Origin of the sequence: Pseudomonas sp. 5P_5.1_Bac1, from assembly GCF_025466015.1 — a bacterium.
In the GTDB taxonomy this organism is placed as follows: domain Bacteria; phylum Pseudomonadota; class Gammaproteobacteria; order Pseudomonadales; family Pseudomonadaceae; genus Aquipseudomonas.
Genome location: NZ_JANLNX010000111.1, coordinates 38,393 through 61,713, shown reverse-complemented (window position 1 = coordinate 61,713; position 23,321 = coordinate 38,393). Strand labels below are relative to the sequence as shown.

Annotated in this window: 18 protein-coding genes; 11 read left to right on the top strand and 7 right to left on the bottom strand. The window is 62.9% G+C overall.

Annotated features, from left to right (window positions below):
• The first annotated feature begins 55 nt into the window (after positions 1–55).
• Positions 56–202: a hypothetical protein gene (locus NTD82_RS26280; protein ID WP_262130852.1), complete on the top strand. Its 147-nt coding sequence runs from the start codon at positions 56–58 to the stop codon at positions 200–202.
• A 15-nt stretch (positions 203–217) separates the two neighbouring features.
• Here NTD82_RS26280 and NTD82_RS26275 read toward each other — a convergent pair whose 3' ends face one another.
• The 3 genes from NTD82_RS26275 to NTD82_RS26265 form a co-directional block, all read right to left on the bottom strand.
• Entirely contained in the window at positions 218–643 is a 426-nt protein-coding gene (locus tag NTD82_RS26275) for a CVNH domain-containing protein (RefSeq protein WP_262130851.1), read from the bottom strand.
• An 85-nt stretch (positions 644–728) separates the two neighbouring features.
• Entirely contained in the window at positions 729–1,079 is a 351-nt protein-coding gene (locus NTD82_RS26270) for a hypothetical protein (RefSeq protein WP_262130850.1), read from the bottom strand.
• Between the two features lie 115 nt (positions 1,080–1,194).
• Positions 1,195–2,871, bottom strand: coding sequence for an MFS transporter (locus NTD82_RS26265; RefSeq protein ID WP_262130849.1), 1,677 nt, complete (start codon positions 2,869–2,871; stop codon positions 1,195–1,197).
• On the opposite strand from NTD82_RS26265, the gene NTD82_RS26260 reads away from it, so the two are divergent.
• Both NTD82_RS26260 and NTD82_RS26255 read left to right on the top strand, forming a co-directional pair.
• Positions 2,843–3,757 (top strand): helix-turn-helix domain-containing protein, encoded by a 915-nt coding sequence (locus tag NTD82_RS26260; RefSeq protein ID WP_315974973.1) that lies wholly within the window; start codon positions 2,843–2,845, stop codon positions 3,755–3,757. The genes NTD82_RS26265 and NTD82_RS26260 overlap by 29 nt on opposite strands.
• Before the next feature lie 397 nt (positions 3,758–4,154).
• Complete coding sequence (locus tag NTD82_RS26255) at positions 4,155–6,086, top strand: sigma-54-dependent Fis family transcriptional regulator (RefSeq protein WP_262130848.1); 1,932 nt, start codon at positions 4,155–4,157, stop codon at positions 6,084–6,086.
• 61 nt (positions 6,087–6,147) lie between these two features.
• On the opposite strand, the gene aldA is transcribed toward NTD82_RS26255, so the two are convergent.
• From aldA to NTD82_RS26240, 3 genes are all read right to left on the bottom strand, one after another.
• Positions 6,148–7,581: an aldehyde dehydrogenase gene (gene aldA / locus NTD82_RS26250; protein WP_095156645.1), complete on the bottom strand. Its 1,434-nt coding sequence runs from the start codon at positions 7,579–7,581 to the stop codon at positions 6,148–6,150.
• 66 nt (positions 7,582–7,647) lie between these two features.
• The gene (locus tag NTD82_RS26245) at positions 7,648–9,828 is read right to left on the bottom strand and encodes a PQQ-dependent dehydrogenase, methanol/ethanol family (protein ID WP_262130847.1); all 2,181 of its coding nucleotides are present in this window, start codon (positions 9,826–9,828) and stop codon (positions 7,648–7,650) included.
• A gap of 303 nt (positions 9,829–10,131) precedes the next feature.
• Positions 10,132–11,202 (bottom strand): ShlB/FhaC/HecB family hemolysin secretion/activation protein, encoded by a 1,071-nt coding sequence (locus NTD82_RS26240; RefSeq protein ID WP_262130846.1) that lies wholly within the window; start codon positions 11,200–11,202, stop codon positions 10,132–10,134.
• Positions 11,203–11,833: 631 nt separating this feature from the next.
• Between NTD82_RS26240 and NTD82_RS26235 the strand changes: the two genes are divergently transcribed.
• The 8 genes from NTD82_RS26235 to NTD82_RS26200 all read left to right on the top strand — a co-directional run bounded on the left by NTD82_RS26235 (position 11,834) and on the right by NTD82_RS26200 (position 21,690).
• A complete protein-coding gene (locus NTD82_RS26235) occupies positions 11,834–12,142 on the top strand; it encodes a hypothetical protein (RefSeq protein ID WP_262130845.1) in 309 nt (102 codons plus the stop codon).
• Between the two features lie 348 nt (positions 12,143–12,490).
• Positions 12,491–13,189, top strand: coding sequence for a DUF4225 domain-containing protein (locus NTD82_RS26230; RefSeq protein ID WP_262130844.1), 699 nt, complete (start codon positions 12,491–12,493; stop codon positions 13,187–13,189).
• A gap of 680 nt (positions 13,190–13,869) precedes the next feature.
• Positions 13,870–15,096: an MFS transporter gene (locus tag NTD82_RS26225; RefSeq protein WP_262130843.1), complete on the top strand. Its 1,227-nt coding sequence runs from the start codon at positions 13,870–13,872 to the stop codon at positions 15,094–15,096.
• Between the two features lie 189 nt (positions 15,097–15,285).
• Positions 15,286–16,311 carry an AraC family transcriptional regulator gene (locus tag NTD82_RS26220; protein WP_262130842.1) on the top strand — a complete coding sequence of 342 codons (1,026 nt, stop codon included), beginning with the start codon at positions 15,286–15,288 and terminating at the stop codon, positions 16,309–16,311.
• A 215-nt stretch (positions 16,312–16,526) separates the two neighbouring features.
• Positions 16,527–17,867, top strand: coding sequence for an MFS transporter (locus tag NTD82_RS26215; protein WP_262130841.1), 1,341 nt, complete (start codon positions 16,527–16,529; stop codon positions 17,865–17,867).
• A 59-nt stretch (positions 17,868–17,926) separates the two neighbouring features.
• Positions 17,927–18,667 carry a nitroreductase gene (locus NTD82_RS26210; protein ID WP_095156638.1) on the top strand — a complete coding sequence of 247 codons (741 nt, stop codon included), beginning with the start codon at positions 17,927–17,929 and terminating at the stop codon, positions 18,665–18,667.
• A complete protein-coding gene (locus NTD82_RS26205) occupies positions 18,664–20,316 on the top strand; it encodes an AMP-binding protein (protein ID WP_262130840.1) in 1,653 nt (550 codons plus the stop codon). Before NTD82_RS26210 ends, NTD82_RS26205 begins: the two co-directional genes overlap by 4 nt.
• Before the next feature lie 111 nt (positions 20,317–20,427).
• Positions 20,428–21,690 (top strand): OprD family porin, encoded by a 1,263-nt coding sequence (locus NTD82_RS26200; protein WP_262130839.1) that lies wholly within the window; start codon positions 20,428–20,430, stop codon positions 21,688–21,690.
• Between the two features lie 66 nt (positions 21,691–21,756).
• Here NTD82_RS26200 and NTD82_RS26195 read toward each other — a convergent pair whose 3' ends face one another.
• Positions 21,757–23,286 (bottom strand): acyl-CoA synthetase, encoded by a 1,530-nt coding sequence (locus NTD82_RS26195; protein WP_262130838.1) that lies wholly within the window; start codon positions 23,284–23,286, stop codon positions 21,757–21,759.
• Positions 23,287–23,321: the final 35 nt, after the last annotated feature.

The following is a 23,321-nucleotide window of genomic DNA, read 5'->3' as shown; positions in this document are numbered from 1 at the left end:
GCCGCGGGGGGCGCCCCCCCCCCCCCCCCCCCGCCCCCCCCCCCCCGACAATGGTGTGGGCTTCGACCTCTCGGCGGTCAGCCAGGCCGCTACCGGCATCGGCCTGCTCTCCATGCAGGCGCGGATCGCCAGGCTCGGCGGGACACTCCTGGTAGAGTCCCGGCCGGGCCTCAGCCTGGTCCGTGCATCCCTCGGCAACTGACCTGGCAGGCGTTCTTCAGTTCAGATTGCCGTCGTTGTTCTCGATGTCCTGAAGAGAAATGCTGGTGTTCTTCTCTCCGCCCCTGCCGTCTTCGCAGATTGCGGCGATGTCCACTTGTCGCGGGTTGTAGCGGATCTGCACATTGCGGCAACTGTTCTGGAACGAACTGGCCGAATCGCCGCCGCCGCTCAGCGTGCCGTACTCATTGGAGACCCCCAGCAACTCGATCGCCGTTGCGTTGTAGCTACCGTTGCGGGTGCGGCATTCGGCGTGAATCGACACTTCGTTGCTATCGGTATACAGCTCGATGTTGCGGCACGAGTTCTGGAAGGTGGAGGGTGCCGCCTGCGCGGGCGCCAGCAGCACCAAGGAGAGTAACGCGGACATCCCGCCGAGGATGAGCGCCCGGGTCTGTCCGCGCTGAGTAGTGGCCTGGTTCATGTTACTGATCCCTGTTATTGAAGGTTTAAGGAGGAACTGCCTTGACCACCGCGGCACTGGCTACGGCGGTAATGATCGGGCGCCGTCAGCGGCACCCGTCAATGTGCTTCACGAGGTAGGTGGTTTTGCCGACGCCGGGCGGTGGGCGGGACTCGAGCAAGACACGCAACTCGCAGTCGCGGCTGCGGACACGCCAGTGCCGGGTGGTGTCATCCGCCTGATCGCGCTGGCGCTCGATGCTTTCGATCGGCATCTGCTTCAGGGCATTGATCACGCGTGCGTCCTGCAACACCACCTGGATCTGCTCGACGCTGTCGTAGTAGCCGGACAAGGACGCTTGCGCCGGCGCGCAGACCAACCCCGTCACGGCGCACAGCCAGAACGGCGTGCGCATCAGGGGTGCAAGGCAACTGAGGGCGTTACGGATTCCACGCATAAGGACGACCGCCAGAACGATAGTGGGGTGACGTCGCTATGCTATTTTTCGGCCTTGCCTCTGGATATCACTGGTTACTGGTATTTGTGGGGCTGCCCGGGCAATTCTTAAGCGCTCAGGAGGCCGTAGCTGGCTGCGTTTTCACGCCGACTGCCCACGGCCTGAACACACAAAGGCTGGCCACTGCCGCCAGGCACACGCTGGCGGCACCATAGATCAACACCCAGGCGAATCCCTGATCGAGTGCGGTATGAAAGGCGCTCGCAGGTATCGCCTGCTTGCCGGCCGCCACTGCCTGGGCCATGGCCTGCAATGCCGAACCCTCGCCCAACCCCGGCAAGCTCTGACGCAAACTGCCGGCAATGCCTTGCACCAATACCCAACCCATCACCGCGATATTGATGGCCAGCGAGGTCATCCGCGCGCTCATGTCCATGCCGGACGCCATGCCCGCCCGCGATGGCAGCACGGAGCCGGTGCTGGTGTTGGTCACCGGGGTGTTGGTCAACCCAAGTCCGGTCCCCGCCAACACGCAGCCTGCCGCCATAACGGGAACCAGCAAATTGGCACTGCCGATGGCGATGCACATCAACATCAATCCCGCCCCGATCACCAGCAGCCCGGCAGGAATCATCACGCCCGGCTGAAGTTTCAGCGCCAGGCGTTCACCCAACGGCGGCACAAACAGAGTTGGCAAGGTGTACGCCAGCAGCAGCAAGCCCGCGTCGACGTTATCCAGCCCCATTCCCGCCTGAAAATAGATGGGCAGGTAGATCATCAGCGGCCAAAAACTGAAGTTCATCCCCGCCGAGCCCAGCAGCGCCCCTGAAAACCCGCGGATGCGGAACACCGAGAAATCCATCATCGGCTGCGGGTTGAGCCGCTGCGAGATCAGGAACGCCACGAACGCCAGCAGAGTCGCCAGCGCCAACGCACCGACTGTCGCGCTCGACAGTTCAGGGCCCTGGATAATCACGTAGGTCAGGCCAAACACCGCGGACGCCAGCAACAGGATCCCCAGACTGTCCAGCTTGCCCGTCGGCACCTCGCGGGTGGCGTGCACCCCGGCGCCCGCCAGGGCGAACGCTATTGCCGCCAGCGGCAGGTGAATCAGAAACACCCACTGCCAGTTGGCGAGCGCGAGGATGCCTGCGCCGATGATCGGCCCGAGGCCCAGGCCGGCGCCGAAAACGATCCCCCACAGGGCAAAGGCCTTGCTCCGTTCACGGGGCTCGGTGAACTGCCGGGACAGGATCGAAATCTGGCAGATCAGCATGGCGCCGCCGCTCGCGCCCTGCACCGTCCGGGCGATGATCAGCATCGACGCGTCTTCGGCAAGTCCACAGGCCAAGGATGCCAGGCCAAACACCGCCACACTGGCGAGAAACAACGTCCTGCGCCCGTAGCGATCCACCAGCGTGCCCACCGCCATCAACACGGTGGTACAGGCCAGCGTGTAGGCGTTCATTATCCATTGCAGGTCGCTGAAGCGACTTTCAAGCAGCGTTTCGAGGGTGGGCAGTATCACCGGGATACTGGAGATCTCCAGGCCGAACATCATCGCCGCCAGGCACACCGCGGCCAGCGCTTTCACCGAATCCTTCATTGCACGTTTCCACAGGCTCAAATAGTCAGCGGATGATCCGGCGATGAGGGGCTTGTGGAAATCGGCACGAAGGCCATGTATCGTCAACTTCATGCCAAAACGCCATCCTGCTGCACTGCCCTTCAATCGAACCCTGGTCGTGCTGGCGTACGACCAGTTGTGTACTTTTGAATTCGGCACCGCCATCGAAGCCTTCGGCCGCGATGATCCCGAACTGAAAAAGCCGCTTTATGAACTGCGCGTCGCCGCGGCCGAACCCGGCCCGCTGCGGGCCTTTGGTGGCGTGCAGATCACCGTGGAAGGTGGCCTGGAACTGCTGGAACAGGCCGGAACCGTCGTCATTCCCGGATGGCGCGACCTGGCCGAAGACGTTGCCCCCGACGTGCTTCAAGCGCTCACGGCCGCCAGCGCCAGGGGTTGCCGGATCGTCACCATCTGCGCGGGCACCTTTGTCCTCGCAGCAACCGGCCTGCTGGCGGGCAAGCGCGCCACTACCCATTGGCACCATCACCAGGCCCTTGCGAAGGCTTATCCAGAGATTCAGGTCGAGCCCTCGGTGCTCTATGTCGATGAGGGCAACATCCTCACCTCGGCAGGTTGTGCCTCGGGCCTCGACGCCTGCCTGCACCTGATCCGCCGGGACTTCGGCCCCGACGCGGCCAACCGGGCAGCCCGCCGCATGGTGACCCCGCCCCATCGCCTGGGCTGCCAGGCCCAATACATCGAGCAGCCTGTTACCGTCAGGCCGGGCAGCAGCCTGGCGCCGCTGCTGGATCAACTGCGCGCCAGACCCGACAGCGACCTGACCATCGACCAAATGGCCCACGCCGCCCACATGAGTCGCCGCACCTTCCTGCGCCGCTTTCACGACGCCACCGGAACCACACCCGCCGACTGGCTGCTGGGCGTCCGGCTGGAACGCGCCAAGGCGCTGCTGGAAACCAGCGCGCTGCCCATGCCGCTGATTGCCGAACAATGCGGCTTCGGCACCGCCGCGACGCTGCGGCATCACTTTCGTACAAAACTGGACAGCAGCCCGAGCTGCTATCGCAAGCAGTTCGGGCGGGCATGAGAATTCAAGCCGGTCAGCCTGAGGATTTTATAAATCGTCTGAGCGAAGGATGGATTCGCCTGTGTACCTGTTTCAATGAACGGACACTTGCAAGCATTACAACTACGCTCGACACGGTGTTAGAACGTAGTGATAGAAATTCGGCATGCCGTTGAACAACGCGTCCTGCTTGTCGCGCGGCACCTTGTCCAGCAGCCACGGTCGTCGTAGTGGCGAAGGCGTAGCTCCGGCTCCCACAGGGGACAGTGTTATGTCGAGGACTTGCGCCGCGTATCCATGCCATCCCACCATGGCGCTGCCCGCCACCAAGGGCTATCTTAGCCTCCGTGACAGCCACGGCTCGTCGCCCCATAACAAGATCGCCGTGCCCAAGCGGCATGCCACAGGGAGCCTATCCATGACGCGGCATAGCGCCCAGACCCACCCGAGCGAACTCGCTGCCTTCGTCAACGAGCATTTCCCTGAACGGCGGATCCGCCCGGACGGAGTCATTGCCCAGTCCTGGTACCGCAGCGTCATGCAGCACCGGCTCGATCCCGCCACGGCCACCCGCCTGGATATCCTGTGCGCCGACGATATCCGCCGCCACCAGCAACAACACCAGCAGTACCTCGATATCGCCAGCCAGGGCGTCAGCGGCCTGGCCCGGCGCGTGGTGCCCGCCGGTTTCGCGGTGCTGCTCAGCGACGAGCAGGGCATCACCCTCGACGCTCGCCTGCCCGTCCAGCATGACCCGTACATCCGCTCGGGACTGGTGGTCGGGGCGCGCTGGGACGAATCCATCGCCGGCACCAACGGCATCGGCACCACGCTGGCGGCGGCCGAGCCGCTGATCATCCATCGCGAGGAGCATTTCCTCACCGCCAATGCCCGTCTGAGTTGTTCTGTCGCGCCGATCTTCAATGCCCAGGGCCTGTTGCAGGGTTGCCTGAACGCCACCTGCCTGAACAGCGATGGCCCCAAGGAAAGCCAATACCTGACCCTGCAATTGGTGATTCTCTATGCCCGCCTGATCGAGAACGCGCACTTTCGCCAAAGCTACCGGGATCGCCTGACGCTTTCGCTCAAGCCCATCGACGAAATCGCCGACCTGGCCAATGAGCAACTGCTGGCAGTCGACGACAGCGGTCGGGTGATCGGCGCCAACCGCGCGGCCTTTGTCGCCCATGACCAGGCCAATGGCCGCAACCTGCTGGGCAGCCTGATCGACCAGTTGCTGCCCATGGGCGTCAACGAGTTACTGCGCCTGACCAACGGTGGCGCCCGCGGCCTGCGCCTGCGTGCCCGGCATGATGAAGCGCTGCTGGACCTGAGCCTGCGCATTCCCTCGGAGCAGCACCGCGTGGCGCCGACACCGGCAGCGACCAAGGCGCCGCGGCCCCGCCATCCCGACCTGGAACAACTGGCCGGCGCCGACCCGGCGCTGCAACAGGCGGTGCGACGCCTGCGCAAGGTGATCGACAAGGACATCGCCATCCTGATTACCGGCGAAACCGGCACCGGCAAAGAAGCCTTTGCCCGGGCCATCCACCAGGCCAGCGCCCGCCATAGCGGGCCCTTTATCGCGCTCAACTGCGCGGCGATCCCGGAGAGCCTGATCGAGAGCGAACTGTTCGGCTACCGCGGCGGCAGCTTCACCGGTGCCGAGAAAAAAGGCATGAAGGGCAAGCTGGAACTGGCCAATGGCGGCACGCTGTTTCTCGATGAGATCGGCGATATGCCGGCCCACCTGCAAACCCGCCTGCTACGGGTGCTGGCCGAGCGCGAGATTTCCCCGATCGGCGCCCAGGTACCAGTAGCGCTGGATATCCAGGTGATTTGCGCCACGCACCAGGACTTGCAGGGCATGTTGCGCGACAAGGGCTTTCGCGAAGACCTGTTCTATCGCCTCAACGGCATGAACCTCAGCCTGCCGCCGCTGCGCGAACGCAGCGACCGCGCGCAACTGATCCAGTACCTGCTCGACAGCCAGGCCGAGGCCCAGGGCCTGCAACTCACCGACCAGGCGCGGCAATGCCTGCTCGACGCGCCCTGGCCCGGCAATATCCGCCAGTTGCTCAATGCCCTGCGCTACGCGGTGGCGCTGGCCGAGGACGGCTGTATCGACCTGGACTGCCTGCCCGGCGACCTGCTGCACAGCCCCGCCGTGCACGCGCTGCCGGCCATCCCGCCGACGAGCAGCGAACCGCAAGCGTCGAGCCTGTTGGCGACCTTGCGCCGCCATCGCTGGAATATCAGCGCGGCGGCCAGCGAACTGGGCGTCGCCCGCTCGACGCTCTACCGGCAGATGAAAAAACACCGGCTGGTGCAGCCCAACGACTGCCTCTGAGCCGCAACGAAAAACGCCCGGACCGTTAAACACGGTCCGGGCGTTTTCAATGGACGGGCTATCAGGCCTGGATGTACACCACATGGGTGTGGGTGTACTCGTACAGCCCGTGCTTGCCATCGGCACCGCCAATACCGGACTTGCGCGTCCCGGCATGGAAGCCCTGCATGGCTTCGAAGTTCTCGCGGTTGATGTAGGTCTCGCCGAAGTCCAGCGAACGGGTCGCCTGCAAGGCCGCGCTCAGGCTGCCGGTGTAGATCGATGAGGTCAGGCCGTACTCGCTGTCGTTGGACAGCGCGATGGCCTCGTCCAGGTCGTCGACAATCTGGATCGGCAGGACCGGCCCGAAGATCTCCTTGCGCATGATTTCCATGTCGGCGGAACAGCCGGCCAGCACCGTCGGCTGATAGTGGAAGCCCTGGCCCAGATCAGCCACCGCGCCGCCGGTAATCACCTGCGCGCCCTGCCCGCTGGCGGTGCGGACCATCTGCGCCACCTTGTCCAATGCTGCGCGGTTGATCAGCGGGCCCATGTCCAGGCCGCTCTCGGCCAGCGGGTCGCCATAACGGGTGGCGGCCATGGACGCGGCAATGCGTTCGATAAACGCATCGGCCACCTTGCGCTCGACATAGACCCGCTCGGCGCAGTTGCATACCTGCCCGGTGTTGATCACCCGCGAGGCGGTAATGGCCCGGACCGCCAGATCCAGGTCGGCATCAGCCAGGACGATGGCCGGCGCCTTGCCGCCGAGTTCCAGATTGAGTTTGGTGATGTTCGGCGCGGCGGCGGCCATGATCCGCGAGCCGGTGCCGACGCTGCCGGTAAAGCTGATCAGGTCGATGCCGGGATGGCTGGTCAGCGCACTGCCGACCGTTGCGCCGGTGCCGCAAACGACGTTGAAGACGCCGGCGGGCAGATCGGTCTCGGCCACCAGGCGGGCGAACTCGAAGCAGTTGATCGGGGTTTCTTCACTCGGCTTGATCACGATGGTGTTGCCGGTCAACAGCGCCGGCGCCATCTTGCGGGCGATCAGGAAGAACGGGAAGTTCCACGGCAGAATCCCGGCAACCACACCCAGCGGTTTGCGCAGCAGGAAGATGCTCTCGCCGGCCCGGTCGCTGCTCAGCACTTCGCCTTCCAGGCGTCGCGCCCACTCGGCCATGTAGTCGAGGTAGTCGGCGGTGAAATTCACCTCGACCCGGGCCAGTTCCAGCACCTTGCCCTGTTCGGCGGTAATCACCCGCGCCAGGCGCTCGGCGTGCTCGCGCACTTTGCTGGCGATCTTGCGCAGGTAGCCCGCACGTTCGATGGCCGGCCGCAGCGCCCAGGCCTTCTGCGCCTGGCGCGCGGCGGCGATGGCCTGTTCGACCTCGGCGCTGCTGCCCTGGGGCACACGCCCGAGCAGCTGGCCGTTGGCCGGGTTGTGTACTTCGATCAGTTCGTCGCTGGCGACGAAGGCATTGGCGATGTAGTTCTGGTAGATGGCGTCACTCATATCCGCGTCTCTCTTGTCGGGATGGCACGCCGGGCCGGCACTGCTGCAGGCCCGGCGGTCAGGGGTTTATTGCTTGGCGCTGAACTGCTTCCAGGCATCGCCTTCGTTCTGCAGGTCGTGGGACCGCTTGATCAGGTACTGATGGATCTGGTCGACCTGCTCCGGAGTGAAGGCATCGGCAAACGACGGCATGCCATCGGGCACACGGCCGCCGAACAGGATCCCGAGGAACATCTGGTGTTTCTCTGGCGTCAGCTTGCGCAGGTCGGGCAATACGCCGCCGCTGACCGCGTGGATGCCGTGGCACTGCGAGCAATAGCCGTCATACAGCTTGGCGCCGGCTTCGATGGACGCCGTGTCGTTGCTGAGCGCAGGCGGTTTCGGGGTGTCGGGACGCGGTGCCGGCTCTTGCAGCTTGGCGGTGCCGCCAATCTTGTAGGTCAGCACCTGGGAGAACGGCTGCACCCCGGCCCGCAGCGACAGCGCCCCGGCAAAGGTGGAGAACGCCCCGCCCCAGCCGGCCATGAAGGTCACGTACTGTTCGCCATCGACGCTGTAGGTGATCGGTGCCGCCATCACGCCACTGGCCGCCGGTTGCTCCCAGAGTTTCTTGCCGGTGTCGGCGGCATAGGCGATGACGCGGCCGTCGGCGCTGCCTTCGAACACCAGGTTGCCGGCGGTGCTCAGGGTGCCGCCGTTGAAGATGGTCACGTAGGGCACTTCCCAGGCCGGTTGCTGCTTGACCGGGTCCCAGGCGATCAGCTTGCCCGACCAGCCCTTGGCCATGTCCAGCAGGCCGTCGACATTCTCCGGCATCATCCCGGTGCGCAGGCCCAGCTGGTACATGCTCTTGAACGGGTTGCGCTTGGGCGCCTCGGGAATGTGCTCGTAGTAGGCCGACATGATGTGGGCCGGGATGTACACCAGCCCGGTGTTCGGGTTGTAGGACATCGGCTGCCAGTCATGGGCACCCCAGAAGGCGGGCGTCACCAGCTTGCGCTTGCCGTCCTTCCAATAGGCGGCGTTCTCGTCATCGACGATAGGCCGGCCGGTCTTCATGTCCATGCCCTTGGTCCAGCTCTGCGGCACGATGCCCTTGGCCGAAAGCAGCTCGCCGGTGGCGCGGTCGATCACATAGAAGAAGCCGTTTTTCGGCGCCTGCATCAGCACTTTGCGCGGCTTGCCGTCAATCGGCAGCTCGGCAAGGATCATGTGCTGGGTCGCGGTGTAGTCCCAGGCGTCGCCGGGGGTGGTCTGGTAGTGCCAGACGTATTCGCCGGTGTCGGCATTGACCGCGACGATCGACGACAGGAACAGGTTGTCGCCCTTGGCCTGGCTGCGCCATTTCGGGTCCCACAACGAGCCGTTGCCGACGCCGATGTACAGCAGGTTCAAATCCGGGTCGAAGGCAAACGAATCCCAGGCCGTGCCGCCACCGCCCTGCTCGACGAAGGCATCGCCGTGCCAGGTCTTCGCGGCGATTTCCATGCCCTTGCCTTCCGGCGGCAACTTGGGATCGCCCGGCACGGTGTAGAAGCGCCAAGCCTCTTTGCCCGTTTCGGCGTCATAGGCCGTGACATAGCCGCGCACGCCGAACTCGGCGCCGCCGTTGCCGATCACCACCTTGCCGTTGACCACCCGTGGCGCCCCGGTGATGGTGTAGCTGCGCTTGTGGTCGGCGCGGGTATCGACCGACCAGGCGCGTTGGCCGGTCTTGGCGTCGATGGCTTCCAGGCGGCCGTCGAGCACCCCGACATAGACCTTGCCCTTCCACACCGCCACTCCGCGGTTGACCGCGTCACAGCAGGCTTCGCCGGCGCGGTTGCGGTCCGATTGCGGGTCGTATTTCCAGATCAGCTTGCCGTCGCGGGCATCCAGCGCATACACCACCGAGAACGGCCCGGTGGTGTACATCACGCCGTCGACCACGATCGGCGTGGCTTCCACACCGCGATCCAGGTCGAGCTTGTAGCTCCACGCCAGGCCGAGCTTGTCGACGTTCTGATCGCTGATCTTGTTGAGCGGGCTGTAGCGCTGCTCGTCGTAGGTCCGCCCGGTGCTCATCCAGTTACCGGGTTCCTTGTCGGCGGCAATCAGGCGCTTGCTGTCGACGTTGGCCGGCACTTCAACGGCCAGCGCTGGCGTGGTGGCCAGGCTCAACAGCAACGCGGCAGCCAGGGATTTCAAGGGAATACCGGCGACGGTAGAACGAGCGCCGGAAAGCGAGGCATGGCCAATCTGTCTCATGGGGTTAGTCCTGTTCTTATTAGTGGCGCGATCTTTTCGCTGCGCACCAGGGACAGAGCAACGGCTATGCCAGATCGGTTTGATTGGGCTGGAGGCCTTTGTTTACGGGGGTTTTCGGGAAAAGGAAGAGCGTTTTCGGGGATGCTGGAGCGCTACAGGTGTTGCGTCGGGCGCTACAGGGGTGGGACAGGTGGAGTGCCGGTCTCTAGGCGACAGATTTTCAGCGTTCTCAAGATCGAGCGCCGCGCGGGCGGCGCTCGATCTTGAGAACGCTGAATAACAGTCGGCTAGCACAAGGCAACATCAAAACGCATAAGCCACCTGCGCCAATACCCGCGGCTGCCGCTCGGCGTCGCTCTGGGCCTGATGATCGCCGACCGGCCAGCCTGCCAACGCGCTGATATTCCACGTCTCCGTTGACCACCCCCCGCCAAAACCTGTGGCAGAAAGACGACGGGGCGCGGTGTCGGTGGTCCAGCTCGGTGTATTCAGGCGCGCTTCACCATGATCGGCAAAGGTCACCAGTTGCCAGGTATCAGTCAGTGCATAGCGCAGCTCAAGATTGGCAAGCCAGCCGCGATCACCGAATGCGGCGGTCTGGTAGGTGGAGCGCGCGCCGAAGACGCCGCCGATATAGAGCTTTTCCGAGTCGTCCAGGTTGTCATCCGACCACTGGCCCTGAAGGCGAACATACAGGGCCAGACGTCCACCCAACTGTTGCAGGCGGGCCAGGCTGGCGCGCAGCAGGCTGAAATGGCCCGGATCGGCCCTGCCGACCAGTGTCCAGGGCGATCCGTCGATATTCAGGCTGCCCTCGCTCCAGCTCAGCGCAAGGGTGGTCGTGGCGCCGTTCAGCAACGGGTCCCGGGCCGTGCCGGAGAGACCGTAGTTGAGCACGCGTGATCGTTTTTCGCTGTTGATGCCGAGCAGCCCCGACTCGTCCCGCAGGTGTTTGTCGTCGAACTGCAGCCGGGCCTTGAGGCTGAACGCCGGGTACTGAAAGAGCGGCTGAATGATGAATGCGCTGGCAGTACGGGCCTTGCCCTTGGCCGCGAGGATTTCGAGTTCGTCGCCCAACTCATAGGACATGTCCGACAGGATGATGCCCAACCGGCTGGCCCAAGGGCCGACGTCCAGGTGGTAAGTGCCCCAGTGGTAATGGCCGGTCTCGGCCGAGCCCATGCTGCGCAGGCTCAGCAGGTCGCTCGGGTCAAGCAGGCCATGCAGGTTGAGGGCGCTGGCGAGCCGGCCCTCATCGTCATCGCCACCGAAGTTGTCCAGCGCAATGCCACCACTGAAGAAGGGCTTCACGCTCAGGTCATCCGGGGGATCGTATGCCGTGCTGCCCAGCGTGAGGCTGGTGCGCGATGGCAAGTCGGGGATTTCCTGAAAAGGCAGCAGATCCGCCGCAGTACCCTTGGCAAGGCAGGAAAACGCAAGGACACACAATGCGGACAACAGGCTGGACGCCATGCGCATACGGGATTACCGGGCTGATCTTCGGGGGGCGAGGCAAGATATGGCTTTGTGCTATCCCCGCGCAAGTCCCGCCCGGGTGAAACGCAACTGATCGCGACTATCCAGGGTGAGCCGGTGATTGCGTAGGCCAGGTCGCGTGACTTTTCCCGACAACCACCCCGGCGAAAACCCACTCCAACGGCTGCCTCAGGCTACAAAGCTTCTACTATTTCCGACTTTCTCGTAGGCAATTTCCCAATCATACTTTTCCGCCCCATGAGTCGTTGCGCACTTGGAACTCGCTACCTAGTCTTCGCCGGTCGCTGCACAATCAGCGATCGGGTTTGGTAGCCCGGTAAATCAAGACGCACGACGTCCCTCTGAAACAGCGGTGCTGTTCGCCCGCTGTTGATTTTATGGCGGCTGTGCGTAGGGCGCCTTCGGGCGCGCTGGGTTCCTTGATTCCCGGTCTACCAACCTGCGCACGACCGCCACCCTTTCGTTTGGTAGCGAACGGTGACGGCTCCACTAATCAAGGAGCCACACAATGAAAAAGATCGTTCCCGACCCGCCCGTCTCCACCCTCCGCCAAACCGTTCCTCACACCCATTTCGGCTCATGCAACGGCGCTCATCCACCGGTGTTTTCCGTACACCCGGCGGCCGATATCGACGACGCGCTGGTGCATCTTTCGGCCGCGCTGACATCAGCCTTCGAAACCAACGCGCAACTCTGCGAAATGCTCGAACGGCCGCTGGCGGACCTGGCGTGGTCTACCTGGCAATCACTGGAAATCTGCCAGGCGTTGACTGAAGCGTTGCGCAATCGAGGCGAGCAGGCCCAGGCTCAAGGGTGACAGGCGGATCCTTTGAAGGGCCACGCATGTGGCCCCTCGACATATCGGGTTGAAGCAAGGAGCAGACCATCAACGACATTCTCGAGCAGTACGAACGACATTTGCAGTACTTGCATCTGGCGCGTTGAGGACACGAGTTCGCGGGATGCTCGTTCGGCCCTTCCGCGAACTTGCTTAATTTCCCTTAAATCTTTCGGAAACGCCTCACAGACTCTGCCGTGTCACCTCTCTAGGCTGCGAACTCCAACCTACAAGGAGTTCGAGCATGGCCAATCACAGCTACCTGAGCATCACCTGGATTCACCACACCGCCAGCGCCCGTGGCTACATCTTATGGGGGATGACCGAATGAGTACGCGGCCCTCGCCCTATCGGCTGGATAACCAGCTCTCGGAGCTTCATCAAAGTGCGGCGAACCTGACTCGATATGCCTGCATCGTCAGATCCCGGCATATCAAGGACGGGGTGTTACGGGGTCGGTTTAATCGGACGATGGCGTATTACGTGCGGCAGGTTTTGGAGGATGTGCGGAATGGGAAGATCAGGACGGAGGAAGGTTTAAAGCAGATTGAGGTGGAGCATAAGAGCATTTCCAGAATAGGACTGGAAGTGGGCGGTGTAATAGCAGGCGCCTCAATGATGACAACTGGCGTTGGTGTCTGCTACGGCTCCGCTATGACCGTATGTGCTGTTGCGGGCGCACCGATGGTTGCTCACGGTGCAAATAATATCTATGAAAATGGCGCCAATCTCTCTTCTGGCCGCTCTGATGCAGTAGGACCGTTGAAAAAACTCTATCAAGGTGTCGCTGTCGCTGCGGGAGGAAGCGAAAGCAATGGAAGTGTTGCGTACGGCAGTGTAGACGTCTTGTTGTCGATCTATGGATTTTATAGGCCATTGCCAAAGCCAGGCACTTGGCAGCTATTCAGGCCAATAAAAACAGACTACGTACCTGCCTATAAACTTATGAATAAAGGAGCGCTTTTGTTTGAAGCAATCATGGGCGCCTGGACGGCAAGCCAGGTTTACGAAGAAGCTAAAAAATGACTAATTGGATCTTCGTAATCTGCGCTGCTTCAGGCGTCTTCATGGCCTACCACCTTAAGTTCAGTTTTTCAGGAGCGAACTACAGAAAATCACTGACGGTCGCTATCGTGTTCACAAATAGCGCTTGTGCATTCTTTTATATAGAGCTGACCCAGAATGACTGCGTGCTGTTCTTCAAGTGTTTCCCAGACCTGACCAAGAGTCACCCGGTGATTGAGTGGGTTGCGCTCGCTTGTATTTTTCTTCATTGCTTTGCTATTCCTACAGAGTGGGAACCTAAGCGTTTATTTCGAATAAGGCGAAAAGTCTTGTGAATTTGCAGTGCCTGCATCTGTTGCGGTGATCGCTGAAAAGCGGCGCAAGAATCTGTGGGCGTGTGGACGCGATTACAGGCGTTTTTTCGCATGCGTTTTTCATGCTATGGCGGCTGTGCGTGGGAGACCTTGGGTCTGCCGAGTTCCTTTTGCCTCGGTCCGCGAACCCGCGTACAGCTGCCTCCCCTACGATTTGCAACCTAAACCAACCCCTCTCCCCCGCCCATCCCATCGATTGCACTGATGATTACTATCGAAGTGCTCCCCTGTCGGACTCCCAAAACCGGCTCCTATAATCGCCTCCCAGCTTTTCCCCTCTCCCCCGCCTGCCTTCAGGCGACATTCACCCCTTGGAACCCAGCACCCATGCCAAGCGCCAGCCAGGCCCCTCGCGGCCTCCCCGAACATAGTCAGCAAAGCGTCAAACAGCAGTGGCTGGCAATCCTTTCAGTCGCCGTGGGCGCTTTCGCCCTGGTGACCAGTGAGTTTCTCCCGGTGGGCGTGCTCAACGATGTCGCCAGCGACCTCGGCATCAGTGCCGGCCATGCCGGTCTGATGGTTACCCTCCCCGGCATCATGGCCGCCCTCGCCGCGCCGTTGCTGTCGGTGGGGATTGGCGCTCTGGACCGTCGCTATCTGCTGATCGGCCTGACGCTGATCATGATCATCGCCAACTCGGTCGTGGCCTATGCCAGCGACTTCGGTCTGTTGCTGTTCGGCCGCGTTTTGCTGGGCATCAGCATCGGCGGTTTCTGGGCGACGGCCATTGCCCTCAGCGGCCGTCTGGCGCCCAAGGGAGTCGGCGTAGCCCAGGCTACTTCAATCATCATGGTCGGGGTGACCCTGGCCACGGTGTTGGGCGTTCCGGTAGGCACCTGGCTAAGTGGCCTGATGGGGTGGCGCATGACCTTCCTGGTTACCGCCCTGTTGGGCATTCCGGTGCTGCTGGCGCAGGTCTTCCTGCTGCCGCGGCTCAACCCGGACAAGGCCATTCGCATCAGTGACCTGCCGGCCTTGTTTATCAATCCACAAGCGCGGGTTGGATTGATCGCGGTCTTGCTGATTGGCCTGGCGCACTTTGCCGCGTACACCTATGTCGCCCCCTTCTTCAAACAGAGCGCCGGTTTCGATGGGCCGACGATTGGCTCGCTCCTGCTGCTCTATGGCGTGGCCGGGGTCATCGGCAATATTTTCGCCGGCTTTGCCGCCAACCGCAGCGTGCGCCACACGCTGTTGCTGGTGGCACTGACCATCGGCATCAGCACCGCCCTGTTCCCCCACTTCGCCACCGGCATGACCGGCGCCGCGATGCTGATCGCACTCTGGGGCTTCGCCTTCGGCGCGTTCCCGGCCTGCGCCAGCATCTGGATGTTTGTCGTGGCGCCGAAGGATGTCGAACGCGGCATGCCACTGTTCGTCGCCCTGTTCCAGGTGATCATCGCGCTGGGCTCGTTCTTCGGCGGGCAGATCGTCGACCAGATGGGCAGCTCGGTGCTGTTGAGTCTGGCCACGGCCCTGGTGGGCTGCGGTTTTGTCACGGTGCTGGTACTGGGGCGTAACGTCAGTAATAGCACGGCGGCACAGCCCTGCTAATCCGTCAGGTAGAAGCAGCGAGCGTTGATTTTCAAGATCTGTCCCCTTTTTCTCCCCGACAGCGAGCGGCCCAGCAGCGCACCCTCCCGGTTGACAAGCGATAGCTGAAAACAGAACGTAGCGGCGCTACAGCACTGTTGCGCGCCGCCGGCGGCTATCGCAATCCATCGGCCAGAGGAAGGAGACTGCATGGCACTGCCACCAGACAAGGGCACCACCTCGATCGGGCTGGTACAAGAGGCGCTGTTCGGCGCGCGGCACAAGGGCGTCGACGTGGCATGGGCGCTGCGTCAGGCGCGCATTGACCCGGCGCTGTTGGCATCGCCTCAGGCACGGGTATCGGCGGCGGGGTTCTCGCGTCTGTGGGTTGCCCTGTCGGACGTGCTCGATGATGAGTTCTTTGCCATCGACCGCCATCCGATGCGACGCGGCAGCTTCAAGCTGATGTGCCAGCTCACGCTCGGCTGCGAAAACCTGGAGCACGCCTTGCGGCGCATGCTGGCATTTCTCCGCTCGATTCTGGATGACGTGTACGGTGAGCTAATGTTCGACGGCGAGTCGGCGGTCATCGTCCTCCACGATCACGGCGTGCAGCGCAGGCTGTTCTGCTACGGGACCTGGCTCATTCTGGTCCACGGCCTGCTCTGCTGGCTGGGTAATCGGCGCATCCCGATTCAGCGCCTTGACCTGCGCGCTCAACAGCCTGAGGACGACAGCGACTACCGGATGCGTTTCTGCGAAAACATCAACTTTGCGGCGCCGGTCTCGCAGGTGTTCTTCGAGCGCGACTTCCTTGAGTTGAAGGTGGCCCAGACGCCCCTCACGCTGGCGGCATTCCTCAAGGAGTCGCCTGCCAGCATCCTCGTCAAATACCGCAACGACGAGAGCATCAGTGCCCGGATCCGGCAACGCCTGCGCGGGCAAAGCCCCGAAGAGTGGCCAGAACTCGAGGCGCTGGCGAAGATGCTGCGCATGTCCTATTCGACCCTGCAGCGCCGGCTGCAGGCCGAAGGGCTCAACTACCAACGGCTCAAGGACAACCTGCGCCGAGACATCGCCATCAATCTGCTCAGCCAGCCTGGCTTGACGGTGACCGACGTCGCGGCACGCACAGGATTTCAGGAAACCAGCGCGTTCCACCGTGCCTTCAAGAAATGGACCGGGGTAAGCCCCGGCGCCTATCGCCGATCCCAGGGCGAAGACGCCGACCTCTGACGGCACCCATCCGACCGCACGCTCCCCTTCCCGCCCCGCGCCGCCCGCCCACCTCAAAGACTGCCCGAATCGGTCAATCACAACGATGCCTGCGGGCATGGGCCGCGCCCACGCCCCGCCCCTATGATCGGCTCCGCAGTACGTCGTACAGCGCGGCATGCCCGACGACCCACAGTGCACTTCACAAACAAAAACAAGATTGAAGGAGACACGCTATGCAACCGGTGAACGTTTATACGTTGGCGGCCGAGTCACGATTCAACCGTTTCCACAGGCTGATTCTATTCTGGTGCGTGCTGATCCTGGTGATCGATGGCTACGACCTGGCAGTGGTCGGCGCGGCGCTCCCGGCGATCATGAAAGACATGAATATCGACCCGACGAGCGCCGGCATCATGGCCGGCTCGGCGCTGTTCGGCACGATGCTCGGCGCCATTTTCCTCGGCACCCTGGCAGACCGGATCGGCCGCCCGAAAATGATCGCGTTCTGCGTCGCGCTGTTCAGTCTGTTTACCGCCGCAGCGGGCCTGACCAATGACCCCGTGAGTTTCAGTGTCATGCGCTTCATCGCCGGCCTGGGGATCGGCGGTGTGTTGCCGGTGTGCACCGCGCAGATGGGAGAGTTTTCGCCCCTGAAGCTACGCACGCGCCTGGTGACGCTGGTATTCGCCGGCTACTCGGTAGGCGGCATTCTCGTCGCACTGACGGCCAAGCAGTTGATCGAAAGCCACGGCTGGCAGTGGGTGTTCTACATCGCCGGGCTACCCGTGCTGCTCATTCCGTTCATCCTCAAGAGCATGCCCGACTCCATCGGCTACCTGCTGAAGAATGACCGCCAGGACGAACTGCGCGACATCGCCCGACAACTGCGGCCAGACCTGGCCATCGACGACCAGGCCGTGATGGTCGGCAACCCAGCGGTGCTCGGCAAGCAGGAGGCACCGGTACGCAACCTGTTCAAGGACGGCCGCGGCTTCAGCACCGTGATGATTTGGGCAGCGTTCATGACCGGGCTGTTCATGGTCTACGCCCTCAATTCCTGGTTGACCAAGCTGATGGCGATGGCCGGTTTCAGCCTGGGCTCGGCCCTCAACTTCGTCATCGTGTTCAATGTCGGCGCCATCGTCGGTGCCCTCGGCGGTGGCTGGTTGAGCGACAAATTCAACATCAAGCATGTGCTGGTGTGCTTCTACCTGGTGGGCGCAATCGCCTTGACGTTGCTCGGCTATACCCGCTCGACCAGCCTGCTGTTCGTGGTGGTGTTCGTGGTGGGTGCTTCGACCCTGGGCACACAACTGCTGGCCTATGCCTACGCCGGCGACTTCTATCCCTCGACCCTCCGCTCTGCCGGCGTTGGCTTTGCCTCCGGGGTTGGCCGCATCGGCGCGATCGTGGCACCGGTGCTTATCGGCTGGCTGGTGTCCTTGAGCCTGCCACTGGAGCAGAACTTCATGGCGATCAGCCTGGCCGGCCTGATCGGTGCCGCGGCCGTCACCCTGATCAACCAGTCACGCTCCGACTCTGCCCAGGCAAAGGCTGCCGTCGCGTCCAACTGAGCCTGCGGCCCCGGCGCGCCCGCGCTTGCCCCTCACACACGAACCTGTAAGAGATGACTATGAACCGCTTATCACAACCGCCACTCTCGGCGCAGCTACTGGAGCAGACGGTTGATTGGGCGATCGCCTCGCGCCGCAGCATCAGAGCCTTTCTGCCGACCCCGGTATCACGCGAGGACATCGAATCGATCCTGGATGTGGCGCGCTTCTGTGCGACCGGCGTGAACATGCAGCCGTGGCGCGTTCATGTCATCACCGGGGCAATGAAGGCACGCTTGTCCAACGCGATCGCCGCGCTCGACAACGACCCGGCGCTCACTGAAAACCTCGCCGATCCTTACGAGTATTACCCGCGTGAGTGGGTCGCGCCCTACGTCGAGCGGCGCCGCCAGGTCGGCTGGGAGCTGTACAGCCTGCTGGGCATCAGCAAGGGCGACAAGCAGCGCATGCATCAGCAGCACGCCCGCAACTATCGGTTTTTCGATGCGCCGGTAGGCCTGATCTTCACCATTGATCGCGTGCTTCAGGAAGGCAGCCTGCTGGATTACGGCATGTTCCTGCAGAGCGTCATGCTCGCCGCTCGCGGCAGAGGCTTGCACACCTGCCCGCAGGCCGCGTTTCTCAAGTACCACGAGGTGATTACCGAGATGCTGGCGATTCCTCCCGAGCACATGCTGGTGTGCGGGATGAGCCTTGGCTACGCCGACGAAACCCGCATCGAGAACACCCTGGTCACTGACCGCGAGCCCGTCAGCGCCTTCACCACTTTTCATCACAATAACAAGGAGACAACCCCATGAATCCTGGTGCCTATGAGAGCGGGCTCGAGCGTAGCCCTGCCAACCACTTGCCCCTCACGCCGCTCGGTTTCCTCGACCGCGCCGCCCTGGTCCATCCGCAACGGCATGCCGTGGTGCACGGTGAGCTGCGCCGAACCTGGGCTGAAACCCGCGAGCGCTGCTACCGGCTGGCTTCGGCATTGGCCAGCAGAGGCCTGGGCCAGGGCGACACGGTGTCCATCCTCTCGCCAAACACGCCGGCGATGCTCGAAGCACACTATGGGGTGCCGCTGGCCGGCGCGGTGCTGAACGGCATCAACTATCGCCTGGACGCCGAAGGTGTCGCCTTCATCCTTCGCCACAGCGAATGCAAGCTGCTGCTGGTGGATCGCGAGTTCGCCAGGCTGGCGGCGGCGGCGCTCGAACTGCTGGAACAACGCCCGGTGGTGATCGATATCAACGACCACCTTTCGCCCGACGGGCCAGCCATTGGCGAAACCGATTACGAGCGCTTGCTGGCCGGCGGCGACCCTGGCTTCGCGGGTGTCTGGCCGGCCAGCGAATGGCAACCGATAGCCCTCAACTACACCTCCGGGACCACCGGCGATCCCAAGGGCGTGGTTGCCAGCCACCGCGGCACTTACCTCATGAGCCTGCTGCAAATGACCAACTGGCCGCTGGCCCGGGCGCCGCGCTATCTGTGGACGCTGCCCATGTTCCATGCCAACGGGTGGTGTTTCACCTGGGCGATCACCGCAGCCGCCGGCACCCACGTGTGCTTGCGCAAGGTCTCGGCTGAAACGGTGTTCGACGCCATCGACACCCATGCGGTCGATCACTTCTGCGCCGCCCCCATCGTCATGGCGATGATCGCCAACACGACCGGCCGCGCCGCCCTGGCGACGCCGGTCCGGGTGCTGACCGCCGGCTCCCCGCCGCCCGCCGCAGTGCTGCGGGCAGTCCTGGCGTTGGGCTTCGATGTCGATCATGTCTATGGCATCACCGAAGTGTGCGGAACACCGGTGAGCTGTGTCTGGCAAGACGCCTGGGACGCCCTGCCACCCGCTGAACAGTGCGCGTTGCGGGTTCGCCAGGGTGCACGCGGCGCCGTCTTCGAAGACCTGATGGTGGCGGATTCCGAGACACTGCAGCCGGTCCCGCGCGATGGCCAGACCACCGGGGAACTGCTGATGCGCGGCAATACCGTGATGATGGGTTACCTGAAAAACCCGTCTGCCACCCGCCAGGCGTTTTCCGGCGGCTGGTTTCATACCGGCGATGTGGCGGTCGTCCATGAGAACGGTTACATCCAGATCACCGACCGCTGCAAGGACGTAATTATTTCGGGCGGCGAGAACATTTCCTCCATCGAAATCGAAGAAGCGCTGCATGCCCACCCCGCGGTACTTCATGCGGCGGTTGTCGCGCAACCGGACGACAAATGGGGTGAAGTCCCCTGCGCCTTCGTTGAATTGAAAGCTGGCGTGCAAACGCCCACGCCGCAGGAATTGATCGCGTTCTGCCAACAACGCCTGGCCCGTTTCAAGTGCCCGCAACGGGTGATTTTCGACGAGTTGCCAAAAACCGCCACCGGCAAGATCCAGAAGTTCCTGCTCCGTCAACGGGCGGGCAGCCGTGACGCGATCGTGCGCCTGGCCTCCGGCGCCTGAGCGGCCGAGCACGACACCCGCCTGACAGCAATTCCTCCAGCGTTATCACTCATGTTGCCCACTAGCGGCGGCAGGGGTTCATGCACACTAAAACAACAAAAGGTGCTTGCAATGACGACATACCACGCCCACTTCCTCGTGCCGGTGGCGGCACTCACGTGCGCCCCCTTCGCGTGCGCTGATTTCATCGATGACACCAAGGCAAGCCTGGAACTCAGAAACTTCTACTACAACCGCGACTTCCGCAACGAGGGTGCCAGCCAATCGAAGCGCGACGAATGGGCGCAAGGCTTCATTCTCAACGTGCAGTCAGGTTTCACCGAGGGGACGGTGGGCTTTGGCGTGGATGCTCAAGGCCTGCTGGGGCTCAAGCTGGATTCAAGCCCGGACCGCACCGGCTCGGGCCTTCTGGCGTTCGATTCGCAGCGCAACGTCGAAGACGAGTACGGCAAGTTCACGCTGACGGCCAAGGCGCGGCTCGGCAAGAGCGAACTTCGCCTCGGCGGCATCAGCCCACTGATGCCGCTGTTGTGGAGCAACAACAGCCGGCTGTTGCCGCAGGTATTCCGCGGCGGCTCCCTGGTGTCCAATGATGTCGACTCACTGACCGTCTCGGCGATTCGCGTCAACGCCGTCAAGCAGCGAAACTCGACGGATTTCGAATCGCTCACGACCTTCGGTTATCGCGCCATCGACGCTGATCATTTCGACTACCTGGCGTTCGACTACAAGCTACTGCCGACACTCACCCTGAGCTATCACATCGCTGAGCTCGCCGACCTCTATCGCACCCACTACGCCGGCCTGAAGCTCAACCAACCGCTGTCGACAGGCGCGGTGATTGCCGACGTCCGCCTGTTCGATGCCGGAGCAACAGGCGACGAGCTGTTGGGGGACGTCGACAACCGCACGCTGAGTAGCTATTTCGCCTACAGCCTGAAAGGCCACACTATCGGCGGCGGCTACCAGAAAGCATGGGGCGATACGCCCTTCGCGTTCGTCAACGGGACAGACACCTACCTGTTTGGCGAGTCGCTGGTCAGCACCTTCAGCGCGCCAAACGAACGTGTCTGGTTTGCTCGATACGACTACGATTTCGCCGCCCTCGGCCTGCCCGGCCTGACGCTGACCCTGCGGTACGTCAACGGCGACGATGTCGATCCCGCCATGCTGACTACCCGCCAGGCGGCGGCCCTGCGCCAGGCGGGTGAATCGGGCAAAGAATGGGAACGTGTCACCGACATCGCCTACGTCATCCAGAGCGGCCCGGTAAAAGGCCTCGGCGTGCAATGGCGCAACTCCACCAACCGTTCCACCTATGCCGACAGCGCCAACGAAAACCGTTTTATCGTGCGCTACACGGTAAATTTCTAAGCCCTTGATCCCGGCCTGGCGAGTTGCTCGCCAGGCCGACAGCCGTCATGTGTGAGTCAGCCCCACCTAAGCCCCCCGATAAGCCACTTCATACTCGGCTTTCAACAACCGCTTCATCAGCTTCCCCGTAGGCTCACGCGGTAGCTCGCTGCGAAAATCGAACTGCTGCGGGCACTTGACGCCACCCAGGCCCTCGCGAACGAAGCGGCGAAGCGTTTCCGCGAACTCGGCACTCCCGGCGATACCCGCCCGGGGCTGTACCACCGCCACCACCCGCTCGCCCATTTCGGCGTCAGGCGCGCCAAACACCGCCGCGTCCTCGACGTCGGGGTGGGTGATGAGCAGGTTTTCGATTTCTTGCGGGTAGATGTTCACGCCGCCCGAAATGATCATGAAGCTCTTGCGATCGGTCAGGAACAGGTAGCCGTCCTCGTCGACCCAGCCGATGTCGTTCAGCGTCGCCCAGCCTTTGGCGTTGTACGCCTGGCGGGTTTTTTCCGGGTCGTTGTGGTACTCGAAGCGCGGGCCATCGGCGAAGTAGACATCGCCCTGGGTGCCCGACGGCACCTCCTCGCCGTCCGCGCCGAGGATCTTGAGGGTCCCCAGCACGGCGCGCCCCACCGAACCCGGCTTGCTCAACCATTGCGCCGAATCCAGGGCGGTAATCCCGCAGGTTTCCGTGCCCGAGTAGTACTCGTGGATAACAGGCCCCCACCAGTCGATCATGGCGTGCTTGACCGGCACCGGGCACGGCGCCGCGGCATGGATCACCGCGCGCAGCGAGCGGTGGTCATAGCGTTGGCGAACCGCTGGATCGAGCTTGAGCATGCGCACGAAATGCGTGGGCACGAAGGTCGAGTGCGTGATGCGCTCCTGTTCGATCAACGCCAGTGACTGCTCCGCGTCGAAACGCTCCATGATGAACACGGTCCCGCCGAATCGCTGGATCACCATCGCCCAACGCAGCGGCGCGGCGTGGTACAGCGGTGACGTCGACAGGTAGCGGCTGTCGCCATCCATCCCGTAAAGCGCCCCGCCGAGGCGCATCAGCGGGATCGGCGCTTCGATCGAGCCTTCCGGCAACTGCGGCTTGACGCCCTTGGGGCGGCCGGTCATGCCGGACGAATAGAGCATGTCGGAGCCCGGGCTGGGGTCGCTGACCAGAGTGGTCGGCAGGCCCTCGCAGGCTTCGCGCAACGAACGGCGGCCAGGGGCGGCGCTGAATACCTGCAGGCTGTGGGAGCCGATCTGCTTCGCCGCCTGTTCGGCGACGTCGGCATAGGCGCGGCCGGCCACCAGCGCCTTGGCACCGGAGTTTTCCAACACGTAGGCCAGGTCGCCCACGGAGGTCTTGGTCGATACCGCAGTCAGATAAAGCCCGATGCGCTGAGTGGCCCAGGCCACCACGAAAATCTCGAAATCGTTGCCCAGTACCACCGCCACGGTGTCTCCGCGAGTGAGGCCAAGGCTGCGAAACAGGTGCGCGGCCTGGTTCGCCAGGGCATCAAGTTCGCCGTAGGTCAGGACCTCCTGGCTGGAAACCAGGACGCAGGCAGGCTTGTCGGGGTTGGTGCGGGCGTGAATCAACGGGTGCATGGCGTTTTTCTCTTATTGTCGTTGTCAGGAAGTAC